Annotated in this window: 18 protein-coding genes; 8 read left to right on the top strand and 10 right to left on the bottom strand. The window is 30.5% G+C overall.

Going from position 1 to position 19,061, the window contains the following annotated elements:
- Window positions 1-58: 58 nt before the first annotated feature.
- From BTO06_RS16765 to BTO06_RS16755, 4 genes are all read right to left on the bottom strand, one after another.
- Window positions 59-535, bottom strand: coding sequence for a hypothetical protein (locus tag BTO06_RS16765; protein ID WP_100926395.1), 477 nt, complete (start codon window positions 533-535; stop codon window positions 59-61).
- Window positions 536-646: 111 nt separating this feature from the next.
- Window positions 647-829 carry a hypothetical protein gene (locus tag BTO06_RS16760; protein ID WP_100926394.1) on the bottom strand — a complete coding sequence of 61 codons (183 nt, stop codon included), beginning with the start codon at window positions 827-829 and terminating at the stop codon, window positions 647-649.
- 62 nt (window positions 830-891) lie between these two features.
- Complete coding sequence (locus BTO06_RS18625) at window positions 892-1,062, bottom strand: hypothetical protein (protein WP_157811909.1); 171 nt, start codon at window positions 1,060-1,062, stop codon at window positions 892-894.
- Between the two features lie 139 nt (window positions 1,063-1,201).
- Entirely contained in the window at window positions 1,202-1,402 is a 201-nt protein-coding gene (locus tag BTO06_RS16755) for a hypothetical protein (protein WP_100926393.1), read from the bottom strand.
- Between the two features lie 183 nt (window positions 1,403-1,585).
- Here BTO06_RS16755 and BTO06_RS16750 point away from each other — a divergent pair, with 183 nt between their 5' ends.
- The 3 genes from BTO06_RS16750 to BTO06_RS16740 all read left to right on the top strand — a co-directional run bounded on the left by BTO06_RS16750 (window position 1,586) and on the right by BTO06_RS16740 (window position 4,980).
- The gene (locus tag BTO06_RS16750) at window positions 1,586-3,412 is read left to right on the top strand and encodes a sensor histidine kinase (protein WP_100926392.1); all 1,827 of its coding nucleotides are present in this window, start codon (window positions 1,586-1,588) and stop codon (window positions 3,410-3,412) included.
- Window positions 3,413-3,415: 3 nt separating this feature from the next.
- Entirely contained in the window at window positions 3,416-4,156 is a 741-nt protein-coding gene (locus BTO06_RS16745; RefSeq protein ID WP_100926391.1) for a LytR/AlgR family response regulator transcription factor, read from the top strand.
- Between the two features lie 95 nt (window positions 4,157-4,251).
- Window positions 4,252-4,980, top strand: a complete 729-nt coding sequence (locus BTO06_RS16740; protein ID WP_100926390.1) for a hypothetical protein — start codon at window positions 4,252-4,254, stop codon at window positions 4,978-4,980.
- Window positions 4,981-5,024: 44 nt separating this feature from the next.
- Here BTO06_RS16740 and BTO06_RS16735 read toward each other — a convergent pair whose 3' ends face one another.
- The 6 genes from BTO06_RS16735 to BTO06_RS16710 all read right to left on the bottom strand — a co-directional run bounded on the left by BTO06_RS16735 (window position 5,025) and on the right by BTO06_RS16710 (window position 11,326).
- Window positions 5,025-5,624: a methyltransferase domain-containing protein gene (locus tag BTO06_RS16735; protein ID WP_100926389.1), complete on the bottom strand. Its 600-nt coding sequence runs from the start codon at window positions 5,622-5,624 to the stop codon at window positions 5,025-5,027.
- A gap of 24 nt (window positions 5,625-5,648) precedes the next feature.
- Window positions 5,649-6,647, bottom strand: coding sequence for an alpha/beta hydrolase (locus BTO06_RS16730; protein WP_157811908.1), 999 nt, complete (start codon window positions 6,645-6,647; stop codon window positions 5,649-5,651).
- Window positions 6,648-7,040: 393 nt separating this feature from the next.
- Window positions 7,041-7,790, bottom strand: a complete 750-nt coding sequence (locus BTO06_RS16725; protein ID WP_157811907.1) for a DUF481 domain-containing protein — start codon at window positions 7,788-7,790, stop codon at window positions 7,041-7,043.
- Between the two features lie 9 nt (window positions 7,791-7,799).
- Entirely contained in the window at window positions 7,800-8,774 is a 975-nt protein-coding gene (locus BTO06_RS16720; RefSeq protein WP_232731485.1) for a peptidase, read from the bottom strand.
- Between the two features lie 75 nt (window positions 8,775-8,849).
- On the bottom strand, window positions 8,850-10,373 hold the full coding sequence (gene gltX / locus BTO06_RS16715) for a glutamate--tRNA ligase (protein ID WP_100926385.1): 1,524 nt from the start codon (window positions 10,371-10,373) through the stop codon (window positions 8,850-8,852).
- A gap of 119 nt (window positions 10,374-10,492) precedes the next feature.
- Complete coding sequence (locus BTO06_RS16710; protein WP_100926384.1) at window positions 10,493-11,326, bottom strand: hypothetical protein; 834 nt, start codon at window positions 11,324-11,326, stop codon at window positions 10,493-10,495.
- Between the two features lie 538 nt (window positions 11,327-11,864).
- Between BTO06_RS16710 and BTO06_RS16705 the strand changes: the two genes are divergently transcribed.
- The 5 genes from BTO06_RS16705 to mnmG are packed head-to-tail and all read left to right on the top strand — an operon-like array spanning window position 11,865 to window position 19,020.
- The gene (locus BTO06_RS16705) at window positions 11,865-15,245 is read left to right on the top strand and encodes a DUF4175 family protein (RefSeq protein WP_100926383.1); all 3,381 of its coding nucleotides are present in this window, start codon (window positions 11,865-11,867) and stop codon (window positions 15,243-15,245) included.
- Between the two features lie 13 nt (window positions 15,246-15,258).
- Window positions 15,259-16,389 carry a hypothetical protein gene (locus tag BTO06_RS16700; protein WP_100926382.1) on the top strand — a complete coding sequence of 377 codons (1,131 nt, stop codon included), beginning with the start codon at window positions 15,259-15,261 and terminating at the stop codon, window positions 16,387-16,389.
- Complete coding sequence (locus BTO06_RS16695) at window positions 16,353-16,679, top strand: hypothetical protein (RefSeq protein ID WP_100926381.1); 327 nt, start codon at window positions 16,353-16,355, stop codon at window positions 16,677-16,679. Before BTO06_RS16700 ends, BTO06_RS16695 begins: the two co-directional genes overlap by 37 nt.
- Window positions 16,676-17,089, top strand: coding sequence for an rRNA maturation RNase YbeY (gene ybeY / locus BTO06_RS16690; protein WP_100926380.1), 414 nt, complete (start codon window positions 16,676-16,678; stop codon window positions 17,087-17,089). The genes BTO06_RS16695 and ybeY overlap by 4 nt, the downstream gene beginning before the upstream one ends.
- A gap of 53 nt (window positions 17,090-17,142) precedes the next feature.
- Window positions 17,143-19,020: a tRNA uridine-5-carboxymethylaminomethyl(34) synthesis enzyme MnmG gene (gene mnmG / locus BTO06_RS16685; protein ID WP_100926379.1), complete on the top strand. Its 1,878-nt coding sequence runs from the start codon at window positions 17,143-17,145 to the stop codon at window positions 19,018-19,020.
- The last annotated feature ends 41 nt before the right edge of the window (window positions 19,021-19,061 follow it).

The raw sequence follows: 19,061 nt of genomic DNA, 5'->3' as shown, positions 1-19,061 counted from the left end.
AGCTCAACGTAAGTCACTATTGGTTAAAAGAAGCGATAGTTTTATAAAACTTAAAAAATTAGTTTTCTGTAGAGCGTTCGTAAGAAAAACTACCACTCATTCCCTGTCCCCAACTTGTAAACATTACAGATAAATAAATTTGTTCTTGCTCTATAAATAAAACTAAATTTTTACCAACTACGTCTTTGGGAGAACCTACGGCACTTCTGAATGATTTAAAAGTAAGATCATCTACATTTGAAATATTTCCAATAGCCCATTTTGTTCCTAATGGACTTGCATCTTTATTCGGTGAACTTTCTAATTTTATATTATATATCTGACCCCCAGAGGTGCCTCTAGTTATCGCTACACTTGGCGTTATTTGATCTTGATTTTGTGGGTTCGTAGCATCAGTATTTGCCATTTTGGTGAAAGTTAATTTCGGACCTGTCCATATAATTTTATCCTGTGGAGTATTGGTAGTATCTTCAACAACCGATGTAGAACATGAGCTTAAAACAATAAATAAAACAATAAATAAAAAGTACCTCATATGTGTAGTTTTAATTTCTCTAATTTACTGAATTTTGAGAACTTAATATTCAGAGGTTTTCTAGGAAATAAAAAAGCTACCCTGATGGATAGCTCTTTTTGATTGATTCTTCTACACGATATGAGGAGTATCGGTAACACATTTGTTACCCATCCAAGCACATTGTGGTCTTCTTAAACACTCAAATTCAGTTTTACCAGGACAAGTGTTGAAAAATACTCCAAATCCTCCAGATACTGATTGTTGTGCTTCTTTACTTAATGATTTCCCTAGGGTCAAAATTGATTTTTTCATTTCATCATTTTATTTAAATTAACTTTTTTATTGATCATTTATAGACAGTCAATAGCTCTGTCTTATTTTTTAGGTGGTTCTTCTTCTCCACATGGAACACATATAGGATTTCCCATTGGATTGTGGTTGCCAGTGTAACAATACCTTATTCCATCACAAGTTCTGCCGCTTCCATTAATCGATTTTAATGCTTTTTTGTCAAGTTCTTTTCCTAAGTTTTTTAAATTATTCATAGTTAAAATGTGTTTCTAATATTAATTGTCTACTCCGAAATTAGAGGTAAAAAAAATATCTTTTACCTATATTACATTTGCTTTATCTCAATTCAAAAGCGCAAAAAAGGAGCTAAATATTAGCTCCTAAATTTAGATGTTACAATCCACAGGGATTTACATCTCCAAAGATTCCAGGGGCGCAAGTACCGTTGTAACATAAATAGCCATAAGAACTATTATGTTTATAATTACAACAGTCACTATTTGATTGGCAACGTAATGATGCTCCTCCTCCATGCAAATTTCTTTGTGTGGTTCTATCCAACACTTTTCCTAAGTTTAAAATTATTTTTTTCATAAGTATAAATTTTTGTCAGTGATTCAATTCACTACAATTTTGAAGGCAATTTAAACCGAAAGCATTAGTATTATCATAGAAATTCAGATTTGTAAGCAATCACTTCATATACGCTAGGTATTTATTGTTTTTTAACATTTCTATTTTTAAAAATTAGTAACTTTAGTTTTATTTTTATTTTTTATGGAAAAGATTATTGGGTTTTTTTTTCTACTTATTGCTGTTGTTTCATGTAAAAAAGAACACCAATCATTTGATTTCTTATCGCCCGATTTTTTCTTCAAAAAAACAAGACAAGGTTTATCAAAAGATTCTCTTGCTTTCTACCTCAATATTTTGGAAAAAATTCCAACAGAAAAACTATCTGACTCTTTACAAGCTGAGTATGCTTATATGACTTCTCGTTTTCATGATCGTTTACAAAATTATGACGCTGCTATTGAGCGTTTAATTTTTGCTACTTCTTTTAGTAAAGAAAAGATTACAAACAGTAGAGAGATGCTATTCTTCAGAGCATTAGAAGCAATATATTTTAGAAGAAAAAACGATTATTTAAATGCTGCTGGGGTCAATGAGAAAATGGCAAAACTGTTAGATAGTACGGATTATAAAAATAGAGCATTTATCCATCACAACAATCAAAGTCTACAGACTGCTTTAGGAAAACCTAATGAAGCTTTAGTGGAAAATGCAAAAGCTAAAGAGTTCTTTTTAAAAGCAAAGGATACTGGAAACTATTTGGTATCAAGTTTAGATAGAGTGCCGACTCTAAATAGCTTATCTAGAAATGATGAAGCTCAACAAGAACTTCATAGCGTTTTACCTTATGAACATTTATTAGATACACAGAGAAAATATCAATTATACAGTGCACAAGGCTATTCATACAACAGCACAAAAAAGTTTGTTAACGCGCTAAATGCTTATAAAAAAGCGCTCACATATTCCAAACAACTTGATCCTAGAGTTAGCCTTCAAGAGGTTGCCAATTGTTATTTAAATGTTGGCGTTATGTATTCGAAATTGAATAATTATCAGCAATCAAAAATTTATTTAGACTCAGTTTTTAGCATAGGAATGCATCGTTTAAATTTTACCGATCAGCAAGAAGCTTTACGTACAAATCTCGAAATTTCCTACAAGCAAAAAAAGGATTTTAAATACACCTCATCTCGATTAGATTCACTATTCTCATTCCTACAAAAAAGTAGTGATACAAGAATTAATAATGAACTACAGGTTTTAAAGGAGTCTTACGAAAATGAGAAAAACTTACAAGAAGAGAAGAGTAAGGCAGAAGTGAAAAGTTTAAAGTTTGAACGAAACCAGTATATTCTGATTGCGCTACTTCTTATTTTAATTGTAATTACTGTTTTGGTTCTGAATTTTTATCGTCAACGAAGATTCAAAATAGAAAAACAAAACTTCTTATTACAACAGCGATTACTTCGCTCACAAATGAATCCTCATTTTATATTCAATAGCCTGAGTATGATTAAACAAAATGTGGAAAGTAATCCAAATCAGTATTCAAAATACATTGTGAAACTTTCTCGATTATTACGAACTGTTTTCGATAATTCTACTCAAGATTATGTGCTTTTAGAGGATGAATTGCAATCGTTAGAGGATTACATTGAGTTACAAAAGTTCCGATTTCCTGACCGTTTTGACTATGAAATTGAAAATAAAATCACCACAGAAAATGAACTCTTTATTCCGCCAATGCTATTGCAACCTTTTGCAGAAAATGCAATTATTCATGGGTTTGGAAAACTAGAAATTAAGGGGAATTTATACATTGAAATTTCAAAACAAAAAGAGTTCATAACTTGTTGTATTGAAGACAATGGTGTTGGAATGCAAAAATCGGATCTCAAAAAGAATTCATCGATGTATTTAATTGATCAGTTTTTGTTTAAAACGACAGGAGAAAAACTAAAAATTTCAAACAATGAAACAGGAAAAGGAACTAAAATTGAAATCAAAATACCATATTCAGAACGATAAATTATGCTACGAGGGTTACTAATTGAGGATGAACAACATGTAAGAAAAGAATTGCAACAATTAATCAATAAAAATTTTGTTGATGAAGTATCAATTGTAGGCGAAGCAAAGTCCGTAAAAGAAGGAGTAAAGGCAATTTTAACTCATCAACCAGATCTAGTGTTTTTAGACGTAGATTTAGGTGATGGTTCTAGTTTTGAAATACTGTCTATGCTACCGGAAATTAATTTTGATATTATTTTTGTGACTGGTTACGATTCGCATGCCATTAAAGCTATAAAACTTGGGGCTTTAGATTATCTGTTAAAACCAATTGATGAAGATGAGCTTAAAGAATCAATTTCAAAGGCAATTCAACAAAAAAATGAAGCAAAAAGTAATGGAAATTTAGTGGATGTTGCGAGTAATTTCTACAAAAATAAAGTACATAATAAAATTGTTGTAAAGACTTTAGAGGCGCAACATATTCTAAATTTTGAAGATATTATTTTTTGTAAATCTGAAGGAAACTATACTACGTTTCACCTTAAAAATGAGCAAGTATTGGTGTCTAAATCCATGAAAAAATTACAACCGCTCTTGGATAATAATATATTCCTAAAATGTCATCAATCCTACCTAATAAATAGGTCACACATTACTAAATATTTAAACGAAGGATTTTTAGTAACTAAATACGGAGATAGAATTCCTGTTGCAACCAGAAGAAAAGATGACGTTTTAAATTTAATATTTAAATCTTAAAACAAATTTGAAGTGAATTCGGGCGAATTTGAACTCGTTTCATCTAGTATAGAATTCCATAGTACTTTTATTGCCATACTAAAAATTATAATAACATGAAATATGTACGATTAGTAATTTTAAGCATGACTTTGATTTTATTGTCATGTTCAGAAGAAAAAGAAAGTCTGCAAATGTTAGAAACATTTGAAAAAGAAAAAGTCATTACAAATCAATCTATAAAAAGTAATTCTCCAAAAGGTATTTCCATACCTTATTCAATTCTTGAGGAAGAAAACATGATGTACATGACATCATATTTAATAGGTTTAACATTACTGAATGATCATGATGCTAGAGAATATTTATTTCAAGAATTAAATGGGAAAGAACAAAAAATCAGCTTAAGAACACTTTTAAGTAATGATAAAAATTCTTTTAAATTGGCATTCAGATCAGAGTATCTTAAATTTAATTGGGGCACAACTCCAAAAGGAGAACCTACACCACCAGTATCTTCAGCTATACCCGATCCTTTGAAAAGAAATTATGGTGTATTAACAATAGATTTTGACACTTATTTACATCAAATTTCAAACACTTATGATTGGGATATTCATGCACCTAATAAAGATATTTTATTTGGTTATTTAAACTTTTCGCAGTACTTGAATCATAAACAATATCTAATCAATTTATGGGATATGGACACAGGCTTATACGATGATGGACTAAAAATGTCGGATACCCACAAAGACTTTATTCCAAGCTATTTTGATTATACTCAAGAACTCAATGATATTTTAATCTTAACACTTAGAAATCCAGGAACCTATTCAATTTAATAAATAACTGATAAATTTAATGACCGTCTTGTAAATAAAGACGGTTATTTTTTTACTCTAAAAATACCAAACAATTCACTTCCTTGTCTTGATGGAATAGAGTTGTAGCAAGCTTCAAAACTTTGAACTTCAAAATACGGTGAGAGATAATTCAAATATTCGTCTATATCACCACCAAAAGGACGTTTTTCTATATCGCCCGTTAATGGGAAATTAAACCATAATCCTACTAACTTTCCGTTCGGTTTTAAAAGTTCATGCATTTTTTGCGCATATGCTTTTCGGGTTTCTAGTAATGGTGGAAAAGAACAGAAAAAAGTTTGTTCTAATATCAAATCAAACTGACCTTCAAACTCAAAAAAGTCCTTTTCATGTAATTGTTCCACGGGAAAATTTGGATTTCTTTTAGCAAAAGCATCTATTGGTTCTTTAGCTATATCAAGAACATGAACATTTGTATATCCGTTATTAAATAAATACTCCGATTCATACGAATTACCGGCACCAGGAATTAAAATTGTAAGATTCTTATCCGTTAGTTGATTCACATAATATTGTAATGGAGGAGAAGGTGCTCCTAAATCCCATCCTGTATTATTTTCTTGATAACGTTGTGACCAATATTTTTTTGTCTCCAATTTCATTACTATGCTACTAAAATTACTTAATTATTGCTTAATTAAGCTCATTTGTTTTACCATAAAATCAAAACACAAACCTTCTAAACTTTTACCGTTAACAGTTGCACTCCATGGTCCATGTCCTTTTCCTTCTAACGGATAAAATTCATACGGTACACCAGAATTTATATATTGGTCGCGTAATGTTTCTGCCTCAGAAAATAAAACCGTTGTATCTTCGGTTCCATGCATAATTATAATAGGTGCATCGTTTGTTCCAAAACGTTGTTTTCCATACAAATCATTTATTAATCTTGCTGTTGAACCACTTCCCCAGAAATCTAGAATAGCGCGAACTTTTGTGATTTCATTTTCATTAGTGGTCGCTAAGGTCGGATCAGTTGTCGCATCAATTTCACTGTAATAATCTTCTGCTTCAGTAACTCCCAACATTATTGCAGAAACTGCTCCGGCAGAACCACCACCCACTGAAACATAATCAGGGTTTATATTATAAGTTTGAGCGTTTGCAAACACCCAACGTAAAGCTGCTTTAGCATCTCTACTGGCTGGATATAAAGCATATGCTTGTTCAACATCTGCAATGAAAGCACTATTATTTTCAATATACGTTTTCCATTCTTCAGGAATTGTTCCTAAATCTGCTTGTAGTCGATAATTAATAGAAAATGCTACCCAACCTCTTTCTGCAAAGTAATTTGCTAAATGCGTCATTTGTGATACATCTTTAGATCCTCCTTTAAAACCTCCTCCGTGAATTAATAGCACCGCAGGTCGGTTTAGTAAAGTATTATCAGGAACGTATGCGTCTAATTTTAATTGCTTAACAGAAGATGCTGTACTGTTAATATTTTCATGACTTAATCCTTCTGCATAGACAATATCTTTCATTACAAGCACTTCATAAGTTGCTTGTTCAGTAACCGTTGGAGCTTGTCCATTTTGAACTGGAACTTCATTTGAGTCTGTAGAATTACATGCCATAAAGAATATTGTTAAAGCGGATACAACTAGTAAATTTTTCATGATTAAGGATTTTATAACCATATGACTATTTATTCAGATAAAGGTTTAATATATAATTAATCATTATGAATAATATTTTTAAAAAAACGAGAAATTGTATTTTCTTCAGATTTAGTACTTAATATTTCTTTGTATAATATAACAGTTATATATTTAATTTCAATTACTTAGTTTGTAATGCTTCTTTAAGAATTTGAAAATGAATTTTCGATATGATACAAAAACTTGAACGCAGTTGGTTAAAGCAAAAATGTATCTGATATTTCAAGAAAATGAATCTGGACAGTTAGATAATTAGAACTCCTTTTTTATTAATACTAACATAAAACATTTAAAATTTTAGAATAATTAGAAAAATAGTACTTATTCAGATAAGATAATTCTAATAAATTTTTAAAAACTATACAGCAATCCGTTAGTGAATCGATACTGTTCTTTTGGAACTCCTATTACTGGAAATTCATCATATTGATACGTGAAGTTTGCAGTGAACATTAATTTTTTAACGATTTCAAAAGCAATAGTATTTTGACTAGATATTCTGAAATCTGAAACCCTATCAAACCTCGGTTGAAAATAAGTAGTACTTACAATAGATATATTACTTTTAGGATATAAACTCATAGAAAAATAAGTGCTTTTTCTCCAGTCGCGATTATTTGGTTCTGTTGTAGAGACAATATTTTCATGTTCGTACATTATTAAAGTACCTAAATAGAGCTTATATTTCTCTTTTTTAGATACTTTAAATCGAATTCCGCATCCTAAAAGTCCTCTAAACCGTATTGCTGATATTTCGTCTGTTTGAGACTGTAAAAAGGCCTCAAAGGAAAGCTTTTTTTCAAATCTATAATTATATCTGACATGCTGAGCATTTCTATTTACAAAATTTTCATCATTTGTCTTACGAAAATCAAAGTCATTTAAAAATAGCCATAAATGCTTGTTTCCTTTGTATTGAATTCTTGTTCTGTTTGAAATCCCAAAAATGGTATTTTTATTCTTTACCAGTTCAAGAATCAAACTAGTATATCCCGACCATCCAATCGTGTCGGTTGCACGTCGAACGCTTTCAACGTTTATAATTTGAGATTGTAATACAGACGGAAAAAACACAAAAGCAATAAGAATATATTTTTTCATTTTGTTCATTTATTCTGATTGATGAAAAGCTCGATAAAATTCCTCTTTCAATTGATTTATTTGTTGTGCATTGTATTTCCTAGAGAAATGAACAGGAATGGGATTTTTAACTTGAGCTTGTCGCGCAACTATACCAGATTTTTCAGCGTAGCTATGGAAGTTTTTAAGCGCAAGCTCCTTATCTTCATTTACATAAAATGACTCAATTAAAACAGTTTCACAAAAATTAAAATGTGAAATTATTTTATCATGGTTTTCCTTGCTTGGCGCGTGATCCATTATAATTCCAACAGAATCACCTTTTTGAACCTCCAATAAATAGAATAAATCTTTAGCTCGATATAATGATTCGTCTATCGTAATTTCATTATCCAACTCCTTATTTTCAAAGGCATATTTTAAATCCTTAACCCATTTTCCTGGTTTAAAATCTGCTTTGCTTAAATTAATTTTTATCTTTTCTTTTTCTTCAAATTTATAGGCAACAGTAGGAATTTTGTGATCTAGCAATACAGCTGATACTTGAAAATCCTCATTTTTGAAAACAAAATCATTGGTAACGATTTCTTGCTTTTCTAATTTCCAAAGTGGTGGTTGTAATTCGAAGACCTCATATTCATTCTGGACGTTCAACTCCCGAACTTCATAAATAATCGACTTTTCTTCAATAAGGTTCCACGTATAACCTAATAACCTAGCTTGTACTTGTTTTGCTATTCCAATTGGTCCACAGATAATTACACGTCTTTCAATTCCTATTTGATGACGAATAATGCTATCAAAATTTATAAAATGATCTATATGTGTATGGCTGATAAATAAGGCCTTAATATTTTGTATTTCCTTTATTGTTAAACCGCTAGCTTCACCACAATCGCACAAATAGTTCCACGTGTGATTATCTTTTTGAATTAAAATTGAAATATCTTCCTCTTGAGTACTCTTTACTGTAGTGGTAAACATGTTTCTTTTTCTTGATTTCATTACAAAGAAACAAAAAATAAAACGCTACTAAGAAATTCTCAGTAGCGCCTTAATATTTTGATTTTACAATTGAAATTAGCTTAAGTTCGCTATTGCGTTTTGTATTCTTTTGATAGTTGTTTCTTTACCTATCATTGTCATAATTTCAAACAAATCTGGGCCAGCTAATTTTCCTACCAAGCTTAATCTTAAAGGCTGCATTACTTTACCAAAGCCAATTTCTTTCGAAGTAATCCATCCTTTGATTTCAGTCTGTGCATTTTCAATAGAAAAATCTTCAATTCCCTCAATTACAGTAACTAATTCAGACATTAATTCTCCAGTGTTTTCCTTCCATTGTTTCTTAGCAGCTTTTGGATCATACTCTGACGGATCTATAAAAAAGAAATTCGATAATTCTGTTAAATCGTTCACGAAATTTGCTCTTTCTTTTACTAAACCAACTACTTTTTGAACATAGTTTTTATCAGCTTCAACACCTTGTGAATTCAAGATTGGCAAGAACAATTCCGTTAATTCTTCAGCTGACTTTTGCTGTAAATATTGTTGGTTGAACCATTTCGCTTTATCCGGACTAAACTTCGCTCCAGATTTACTTACTCTAGCCAAATCAAAAGCCTGGGTTAATTCTTCTAAAGAGAATAATTCTTGCTCTGTTCCTGGATTCCATCCTAATAAAGCCAATAAGTTTACAAAAGCTTCTGCAAAATATCCGTCTTCCTTGTATCCACGTGTTACATTTCCGGTTTCTTCATTTGTGTATTGTAAAGGAAATACTGGAAATCCTAGTTTATCTCCATCTCTTTTTCCTAATTTTCCTTTTCCAACAGGCTTAAGAATTAAAGATAAATGCGCAAATTTTGGCGCTTCCCATTCAAAAGCTTTGTATAGTAAAGTGTGTAGTGGAAGAGAAGGTAACCATTCTTCACCACGAATTACGTGTGAGATTTTCATTAAATGATCATCAACAATGTTCGCTAAGTGATACGTTGGCATCCCATCAGATTTAAATAAAACCTTATCGTCTAATGAATTAGTGTCAATTTTAATAGTTCCACGGACTTCATCTTTTAAAATTAAAGTTTCATCTTGTGGAGTTTTAAAACGAACTACATATTTGTCTCCGTTTTCAATACGTTTTTCAACATCTTCTTTACTTAAAATCAATGAGTTAACTAACTTTCCTTTCTCACGATTATGCCAATTATAAATGAATGTTTTACCATTCGCTTCGTGATCTTTTCTGTGTGCATCTAATTCTTCAGCAGTATCAAACGCATAATACGCCCAACCATTTTCTATTAATTGATCAGCGTATTGTTTGTATAAATGTTTTCTTTCTGACTGTCTGTACGGTCCGTACTTTTCATTCTTTCCTGGTCCTTCATCAAAAGGAATGTTACACCATTCTAAAGAGTCAATAATATACTTTTCTGCATTAGCAACATATCGAGTTTGGTCGGTATCTTCAATACGTAACACAAAAGTACCGTTATGCTTTTTAGCAAATAAGTAATTGTACAAAGCGGTTCTAACGCCTCCCATATGTAATGGTCCAGTTGGACTTGGTGCGAAACGCACTCTAACATTTTCAGACATTTGTATTTTTTTTTAAAGCGCAAAGATAGTTTTAAAACATCAAGAAAAAAACTGAAAAATAGTGCACAAAAAAAGTTTCACGAGAAACCTTTTTAGAGTTATTTAGGATAATTAATAAGTTAAAGTTTGTAGTATAACCCTAATGAAATTGCAGGAGATTTAGCCACGTTTCTTCCATCAAATGCACCACCTAAACCAACGTTAGCTCCAAAATTTCGATCAAATTCAGCTATCAGCTTAAAACCAAAGGCTGCATAGCTCTGGTTATTTACATATAAACCTGTTAATCTATTGTTTCGTGGATCAATTACATCTCCGTTTTGAAAAGAAGCAACTCCGTCTAAGAAACCAGCAACCCATAACCAATCCAATGCTTTATATCCAGCTTCACCACCAATTTTAAATGCTGAACTATAGTCATTTGTACGAATATCAACACCGGTAAACCCTTGAATATACCATTTATCAAATCCTCTTCCAATAATCACTGTTGGTGTTAGAGTCCAAGCATCATAACCAGTTCTTAAACCAGAAGCATCTTCATAAGTACCTGTATTTGCTTCCATTAATAACTGACCAGAAATTAACCATTTCTTATTATAAAAATTATGTTTAACACCTAATTGAATATTTCCTAATGCCGTTTTAGAATCTTCTGTAGTGAAAGGAGAAATTGTTGTACTTGTTAACTCATTACTCGCCAAAATTTTAAGAGGTAAGTTCACAATTAACGTTGTTTTGTCGGATAAACCATACTCAGCATAAAATTGTAATGTATTATCACTTACTTTTCTTTCCGTATTGTACTCAGGATTTCCAAAAAGTGTAGAATATTTGGGAATGGTTGTCATACTTAATTGTATATAAGCTTCTCCTTTTTTCTGGGTCCAAGGACTTTGGGCATAAGTAGTCAATGAAACAATAAAAAGTAATAAGTAGGCTAATTTCTTCATGTTATTTATATTTTAAAAGTTAGTTTGTTCAATTTTTAAAACCTTACAAAAATGTTGTTTTTTTATAGAGAACAATAAACCTAAATAAGCAGCTTTATTTACATATAATATTTCTGCCTCCATTCTTATTTAAAAGAACAGATAGAACATATATCTAGACAAAAAATTCCAATACAAGATTAACCTTCTAGTGATGAAACTAAATAATTCTCTTATATTGAAATTCAACAATATCATCATATTTAATTTCTCAATAATGTTTATGATGTGTCATGATGAAACGGTTTTTGCTTTCGCTTATTCCTTCATTTATGCTCTTTCTTAAAGATTAGAATGTTTAATAATTTGGTTATCAATTTATTTAGAGACTACGATTAAACGATATTCAGAGCTATTGTAATACACATATAATTTTAGTTCAATTCTTATGAAAGAAATATTTTTAGCTGTTTTTTAACAGAAATCTATTTCTTTTCAGAAGATAGCTTCGCTCGCAAGTAGTTTTTATTACTTAATTTTACATAAGAAGGTATTTATTATGAGCAAATTTTCATTAATCGAACAGAAATTACAGCAATTTAGCAAGAAGTATTACACCAATGAATTAATAAGGGGAAGTATACTCTTTATTACATTGGGATTACTTTATTTCTTCATCACACTATTTGTTGAATATTTTTTATGGTTAGAGCCAAAATCGAGAACTTTCCTTTTCTGGTTATTTATATTGGTTGAATTAACTTTATTAATAAGATTTATTCTTTTTCCTATTTTTAAATTGTTCGGATTACGTAAAGGAATCTCTCAAGAAGAATCATCGAAAATAATTGGTGAGCATTTTCCTGAAGTAAAGGACAAACTTTTAAATGTTTTACAACTTAAAAATACTTCAAACGATTCTGAATTATTAGCTGCCAGTATTGAACAAAAAGCAAATCATTTAGAACCAATTCCTTTTACAAACGCGGTTAACTTCTCTGTAAATTTAAAATACCTCAAATATTTAGCAATTCCTATCATTATATGGGTCGGAACTTTAGTGTCGGGAAATTCTAATAAATTAAATCAAAGTTTTAATCGTGTTGTCAATCATAATATAGCATATCAACAACCAGCTCCTTTTAGCTTTCATTTAACAACACCAAACCTAGAGGCCATTCAAGGAAATTCGTTCACCGTATATTTCGAAACCAAAGGAGAGGTACTTCCTGAAGAAGCAAAAATCCATTTCACTGGACAGGAGTATTATCTAGATAATAACGGAGGTGGACTATTTTCTTACACTTTTGATGAAATTAACGAAGCAACTCAATTTTATGTTCAAGCCAATTCTATAAAATCTCTGTTATATACTATTGATATTGTTAAGACTCCGAATATCCAAAATATTAGTATGGAATTGAACTATCCTAAATATGTAGGAAAGAAAAATGAGATACTTCCAAACGCAACAAATATCAATGTTCCACAAGGAACATTGTTAAAATGGATTGTTACAACCATCCAAACAGATTCTGTAAAATATTATGAATCAAATAATTATATAAAATTTTTTAAAAAGGAATCCGATAATAAATTTAATTATGAACAAAGAATAATTGAAAATATTAATTATTCAATAAGTACATCGAACAAAAAGTTAACAGACTATGAAAAACTGGAATTTACAGTGAATACAATTCGCGACGAATCACCAAATATTACTGTTAAATCCAATATCGACAGTATTTCCCGTGGACCAGCGTACTTTGCAGGACAAATTTCTGATGATTACGGCTTCTCTGAATTAGAGATGATTTATTACGACATTCAAAATCCAAATGTTCAAAATTCAAAAACTATTAAGATAACGAATGAAACTGTACAAACTTTCTTCACATCTTTCCCTGATAATTTAGATTTAAAGGAGGGTATAGATTACGAATTATTCTTTCGTATTTCAGATAACGATGCAGTTAATGGATCGAAACCTGCGACAAGTAGAAAGTTTTCATATCGTAAAAAAACCGCAGAAGAAATTGAGAATGAATTATTACAAGAACAACAGAATTACTTAGAAAATATTCAAAATTCAATTGACAACCAACAAAAGAATAAAAAAGAACTAGAGCAATTACAGTTTGATCTTCAAAACAAGAAGAATATGAACTGGAACGATCAAAAGAAAATTGAAAATGTAATTAAGCGTCAGGAGCTATACAAAAAAATGATGCAACGCCAGGCGGATAAGTTACAAGAAAATTTTTCTGAGAAAAAAGAAAAAAACCAGAGTTTACAAGAGAAAAAAGAACAATTACAAAAGCGAATTGAAGAATTAAAGAAATTAGAAAAACAGAAAAAGCTTTTAGATGAAATCAAGAAAATGGCAGAAAAACTTAACAAAGAAGATCTGCTAAAGAAAAGTAAAGAACTTGCACAACAAAACAAACAACAAGAAAAAAGTTTGGAACGTGTTTTAGAATTAGCTAAACGCTACTATGTAGAACAAAAAATGAATCAGATTGCGGATAAATTGAATGAATTATCAAAGAAGCAAGAAGATTTGGCCAATAAGAAAGAAGAAAAAGAAAATAAGAATGAGAACAAATCAAATAATCCGAACTCAAAACAGAAAGCTGAAGAAGAAAATAAAGAACTAACAGAGAAGCAAAAGGAGATAAGTAAAGAGTTCGAAAACATTAAAAAAGATATTGATAATTTAAAAAAGGAAAATGAGAAATTAAAGGAACCTATGGACATTCCTAAAACTGAGGAATTACAAAAGGAAACTAAAGAGGAATTACAAAAAGCAGAAGAAAACCTAGAAAAAAAGGATAACAACAACGCGAAAAAGAATCAGAAGAAAGCATCTCAAAAAATGCAGCAGATGAGTAAAAAAATGCAACAATCTATGCAAATGATGAGTAGTGCGATGCAAGAAGAGAATATGGAAGATTTAAGAAGCGTTGTTGAAAATTTAATTACGTTTTCATTTGATCAGGAAAATTTAATGGATTGGTACTTAAAATCTAGTTCATCGCACCCTGAATTTGGTGAGAAAATTAGAAAACAAAACCAACTTAAAACCTATTTTGAACATATCGATGATAGTTTATATGTTTTATCAATGCGCGTTCCAGAGATAAGTTCTGCTATTCAAGAACACTTAGCAACGGCACATTACAACTTAGACTTAAGCCTAGAAAATTTTTCAGAAAGTAGATTTAGAAGAGGAACATCTAACCAACGTTATGTTATGACAGCAACAAATGAATTGGTAAATATGCTAAGTAATACTTTAGATGCAATGCAAAATCCTAAACCTGGAAGTGGATCTGGAAAGGGTAAAAAAGGTGAATCATTTAGTTTACCTGATATCATCCAAAAACAAAAAGGATTATCAGAACAGATGAAGAAAGGTATGCAAAAGAAAGGTCAACAAGGCAAACCCGATAAAGGGAAAGATGGAAAAAAGGGTCAAAAAGAAGGACAACAGGGACAAAAAGGAGAAGGTAATCCAAACGAAGATTTAGATGGAGACTTATATCAGATTTATAAGGAGCAATCAAAACTTCGTCAAGAATTAGAGAACGCAATTAAAGAAGGAGGATTAAAAGATGGTAAGGCTAAGAAAGCTTTAAAGGAAATGGAGCAATTAGAAAATCAAATTTTAGAGCGTGGTTTTAATCAAAACACATTACAAAGAATGCAGAAATTAAACTACGAATTACTAAAACTCGATAAAGCTACCTTTGAGCAGGGTAAAGAAAAGAAGCGTAAATCAAACACCAATATAATAGAATATAACAGGAATAAGATAAAAGAGCTTCAATTTAAAAAACAGTTTTACAATCAAACAGAAATTCTAAACCGACAATCACTACCTTTGCGAAAAAACTACAAAAAGAAAGTTCAAGAATACTTTAATAAAAATCAATAAATTAAATTAAAAAATGCTAAAAAACACGGTTTTGGTTGTCCTTATATTTATAAGTACAAATATATTTGCTAATGAAATAATTACTCAATCAATAAAATTAGACAAACACTATAAAGTAGAGAATACCTTTTCTGGGGATTTATTCGACAACACTTCATTTCATTTGATTTTTACTAAAAATAAAAAAACTAAAACAAAAGAAACTCTAGGGTTTTTATATGATGGAAATTCAGTGAAGAAATTAGAAAGCTTTTCCCATTTCAATAACTTAGGCATTACATCATTTCACACAACTGAGTCTCATTTAATTGTGTTATTCTCTTATGAACAATATAGCAAGAGATATTTAAAAAAGATTGTCTACGATTTAAATAATAAAAATATATCCGAAAACACTACTATTTCAAACACAGGTCTTGAAGGTTCATTTAGAACCAAGGATAGATCAGTACTTATATACAAAATAAAAGATACGTTACAAACTAAATCCTTTAATGGAATTGATAAAGAAGCAGTGAGTAAATATATATATTTTAACAAAAAAGACCCTGTAAAAAAATTCTTTAAAGGATCAATTATAAATACTATTAAAACAGACGAGTTTGTTACTAATGGATCTACATCTGAATTAAAAGCATATTTGGATAATAATAAAATTATCTTTACGAAAGACGATTCCAATAAAAACCAATGTTCAGTTCTGACTATTTCTTTAAATAATAATAAAATTATACCTAGTAAAATTTTGACATTCGAAAATAATAATGGTGACAAGCGATATAAAAAATCAATCTCATATTATAATAATAATCATCTATATTTTCTTTCACTGGATAAAAAATCTGGAGCAATCAAAATTTTTAATGTTTCACAAAATAAGCAACTCAATACTATTTCTTTAAACTCAAAGTTAAATTCAAAAATTTTGAAAAACGCACATTTTAAAGGAATGGTAGACTTTCTTAAAAATGCAGGAAAAAATAAATTCCACCCTACAATTACGGTAAATAAAACTAATTCGAATAACGTTCGAATCAGGGTTGATTACGTTGATATCAATTATGGATATTATAACGATTGGTGGTGGCATCATCAACAATTCATGAGATGGCAAAATCAATTTCATATGCAACAAAAAAAGTGAATCTTCCTAGTAGATTCGGACCTAATCCTTCAGAGTATTTCGATATCTCATTTTTAAATACACCAGAAAGGTATTTCGAAATAACTATAGATTCAAATGGAAATATTAATCAAGAGGATACTTCAGAAACTATTTATAAAGAAATAAATAAAAAAAAATACATTGACACACTAGAAGGAATACAAAATATTAAACACGAGTCAAGTTGTTTTTTAAAAAATTCGTTCAGATATATAGGATATTCTAAAAAAATAAAAGAGTTCATATTCCAAACAAATACAATTAAATGATAGCTTTTAACTACGAAACTGATTTCAATTTAGACGACGAAACTGAAATTAAGAAATGGATTATAAACTGTGCAGAAAATGAAAACTTCGAAGTAGGGGAAATCAACTATATATTCTGTGATGATGAATACCTACATAAAATAAACGTAGAATTTCTACAACACGACACCTTAACAGATATTATAAGTTTCGATTACACGATTAGTAAATTATTAAGTGGAGATATATTTATATCAATACCTCGAGTAGAAGAAAATGCTAAAACATTTAATGTTACTTTTAATGAGGAATTACATCGGGTAATCATTCATGGTATTTTACATTACATGGGATACAAAGACAAGACTGATGAAGAAAAACAATTAATGCGAGACAAAGAAAATAGTTGTTTAAAAACCGTAAATTTGTAACCGTTCCACGTGGAACGGTTTTTTTTATTTTATAAAATCTAGTAATTACAACAATGAGTTTATTCACAACAACGTATGATGTTATCGTAGTAGGAGGAGGACATGCTGGAAGTGAAGCAGCAGCAGCCAGCGCAAATATGGGCGCAAAAACTTTATTAATTACAATGAATTTACAGAACATTGCTCAAATGAGCTGTAACCCTGCTATGGGAGGAATTGCAAAAGGTCAGATCATTCGAGAAATCGATGCTTTAGGTGGATACAGCGGAATCGTCACAGATAAAACAGCTATCCAATTTAAAATGCTCAACAAATCAAAAGGACCTGCCATGTGGAGTCCAAGAGCACAATCCGATAGAATGCAATTCGCAGAATGTTGGCGAAACATGTTAGAACAAACAGAAAATTTAGACTTCTATCAAGATTCTGTTAATGGACTGATATTCGACGAAAACAAGATTATTGGTGTAAAAACGAATCTCGGATTATCTATAAACGCTAAAACAGTAATCGTTACAGCTGGTACATTTTTTAATGGTTTAATCCATATTGGTGAGAAAACTTTCGGAGGTGGTAGAGCGGGAGAAGGTGCTTCAACTGGTATAACAGAAGACTTAATTGAAAAAGGATTTGAATCAGGAAGAATGAAAACAGGAACTCCTCCAAGAGTTGATGGAAGATCATTAGACTATTCAAAAATGACAGAACAACCTGGAGATGATAACCCAGAAAAATTCTCTTATTTACCAATAACAAAATCATTAACCGAACAACGTTCATGCTACCTTACTTATACAAATCAAACAACACACGATTTATTAAGAGAAGGTTTCGATCGTTCACCAATGTTCAATGGACGAATAAAATCAACCGGACCTAGATACTGTCCTTCTGTAGAAGACAAAATAAATCGTTTCGCGGAAAAAGACAGACACCAAATATTCGTTGAACCAGAAGGATGGAATACAGTAGAAATTTATGTAAATGGATTCTCGACTTCACTACCTGAAGATATTCAAGATAAAGCAATCCAATCTATACCAGGATTTGAAAATGTAAAATTCTTTAGATACGGATACGCTATCGAATATGATTATTTTCCGCCTACTCAATTAACTCACTCACTAGAAACAAAACTTGTTGAAAATTTATTCTTCGCTGGACAAATAAATGGAACCACTGGTTACGAAGAAGCAGCTGCACAAGGTTTAATGGCAGGAATAAATACAGCCTTAAAAACTCAAGGTAAAAAACCTTTTATATTAAAAAGAAGTGAAGCATATATTGGAGTTTTAATAGACGACCTAATAACAAAAGGAACTGAAGAACCATATAGAATGTTTACATCGCGTGCTGAATACAGAACACTATTAAGACAGGATAATGCCGATTTACGTCTAACTCCAAAATCATTCAAACTTGGTTTAGCTTCTAAAGAAAGAATGGATAGAGTAGAAGCTAAGAAAGAAAAAACGGAATTACTTATAAACTTTATTAAAAACTTAAGTGTAACGAAGGAAGAAATAAACCCAATACTAACTAGTAAAAATCTTACACAAATCAACCAATCTATGAAACTTTACAAGATTGCAGCTAGACCTCAATTAGTATTTAATGATTTACTCTCAATTGAAAAATTAAATTATTTCATTCACTCTAACAATATAGATTCTGAAATAATCGAACAAGTAGAAATTCATTTAAAATATTCTGGCTATATAGAAAAAGAAAAGAGTAACGCTGATAAATTAAATCGTTTAGAAAACGTTCCTATTCCTTCTAACTTCGATTATACAAAAGTTAAATCATTATCATATGAGGCTCGCGAAAAACTAACAAAAATTAAACCAACAAGTATTTCACAAGCAAGTCGAATAAGTGGAGTCTCACCAAGTGATGTTTCCGTTTTACTCGTTTACATGGGTAGATAAAAACAAATAAAAAAAACGTTCCATGTGGAACGTTTTTTTTA

The organism is Tenacibaculum sp. SZ-18 (assembly GCF_002813915.1).
Classification (GTDB): Bacteria; Bacteroidota; Bacteroidia; order Flavobacteriales; family Flavobacteriaceae; genus Polaribacter.
The sequence above is the reverse complement of the archived record's forward strand: the minus strand, read 5'-3'. Positions and strand labels throughout refer to the sequence as shown.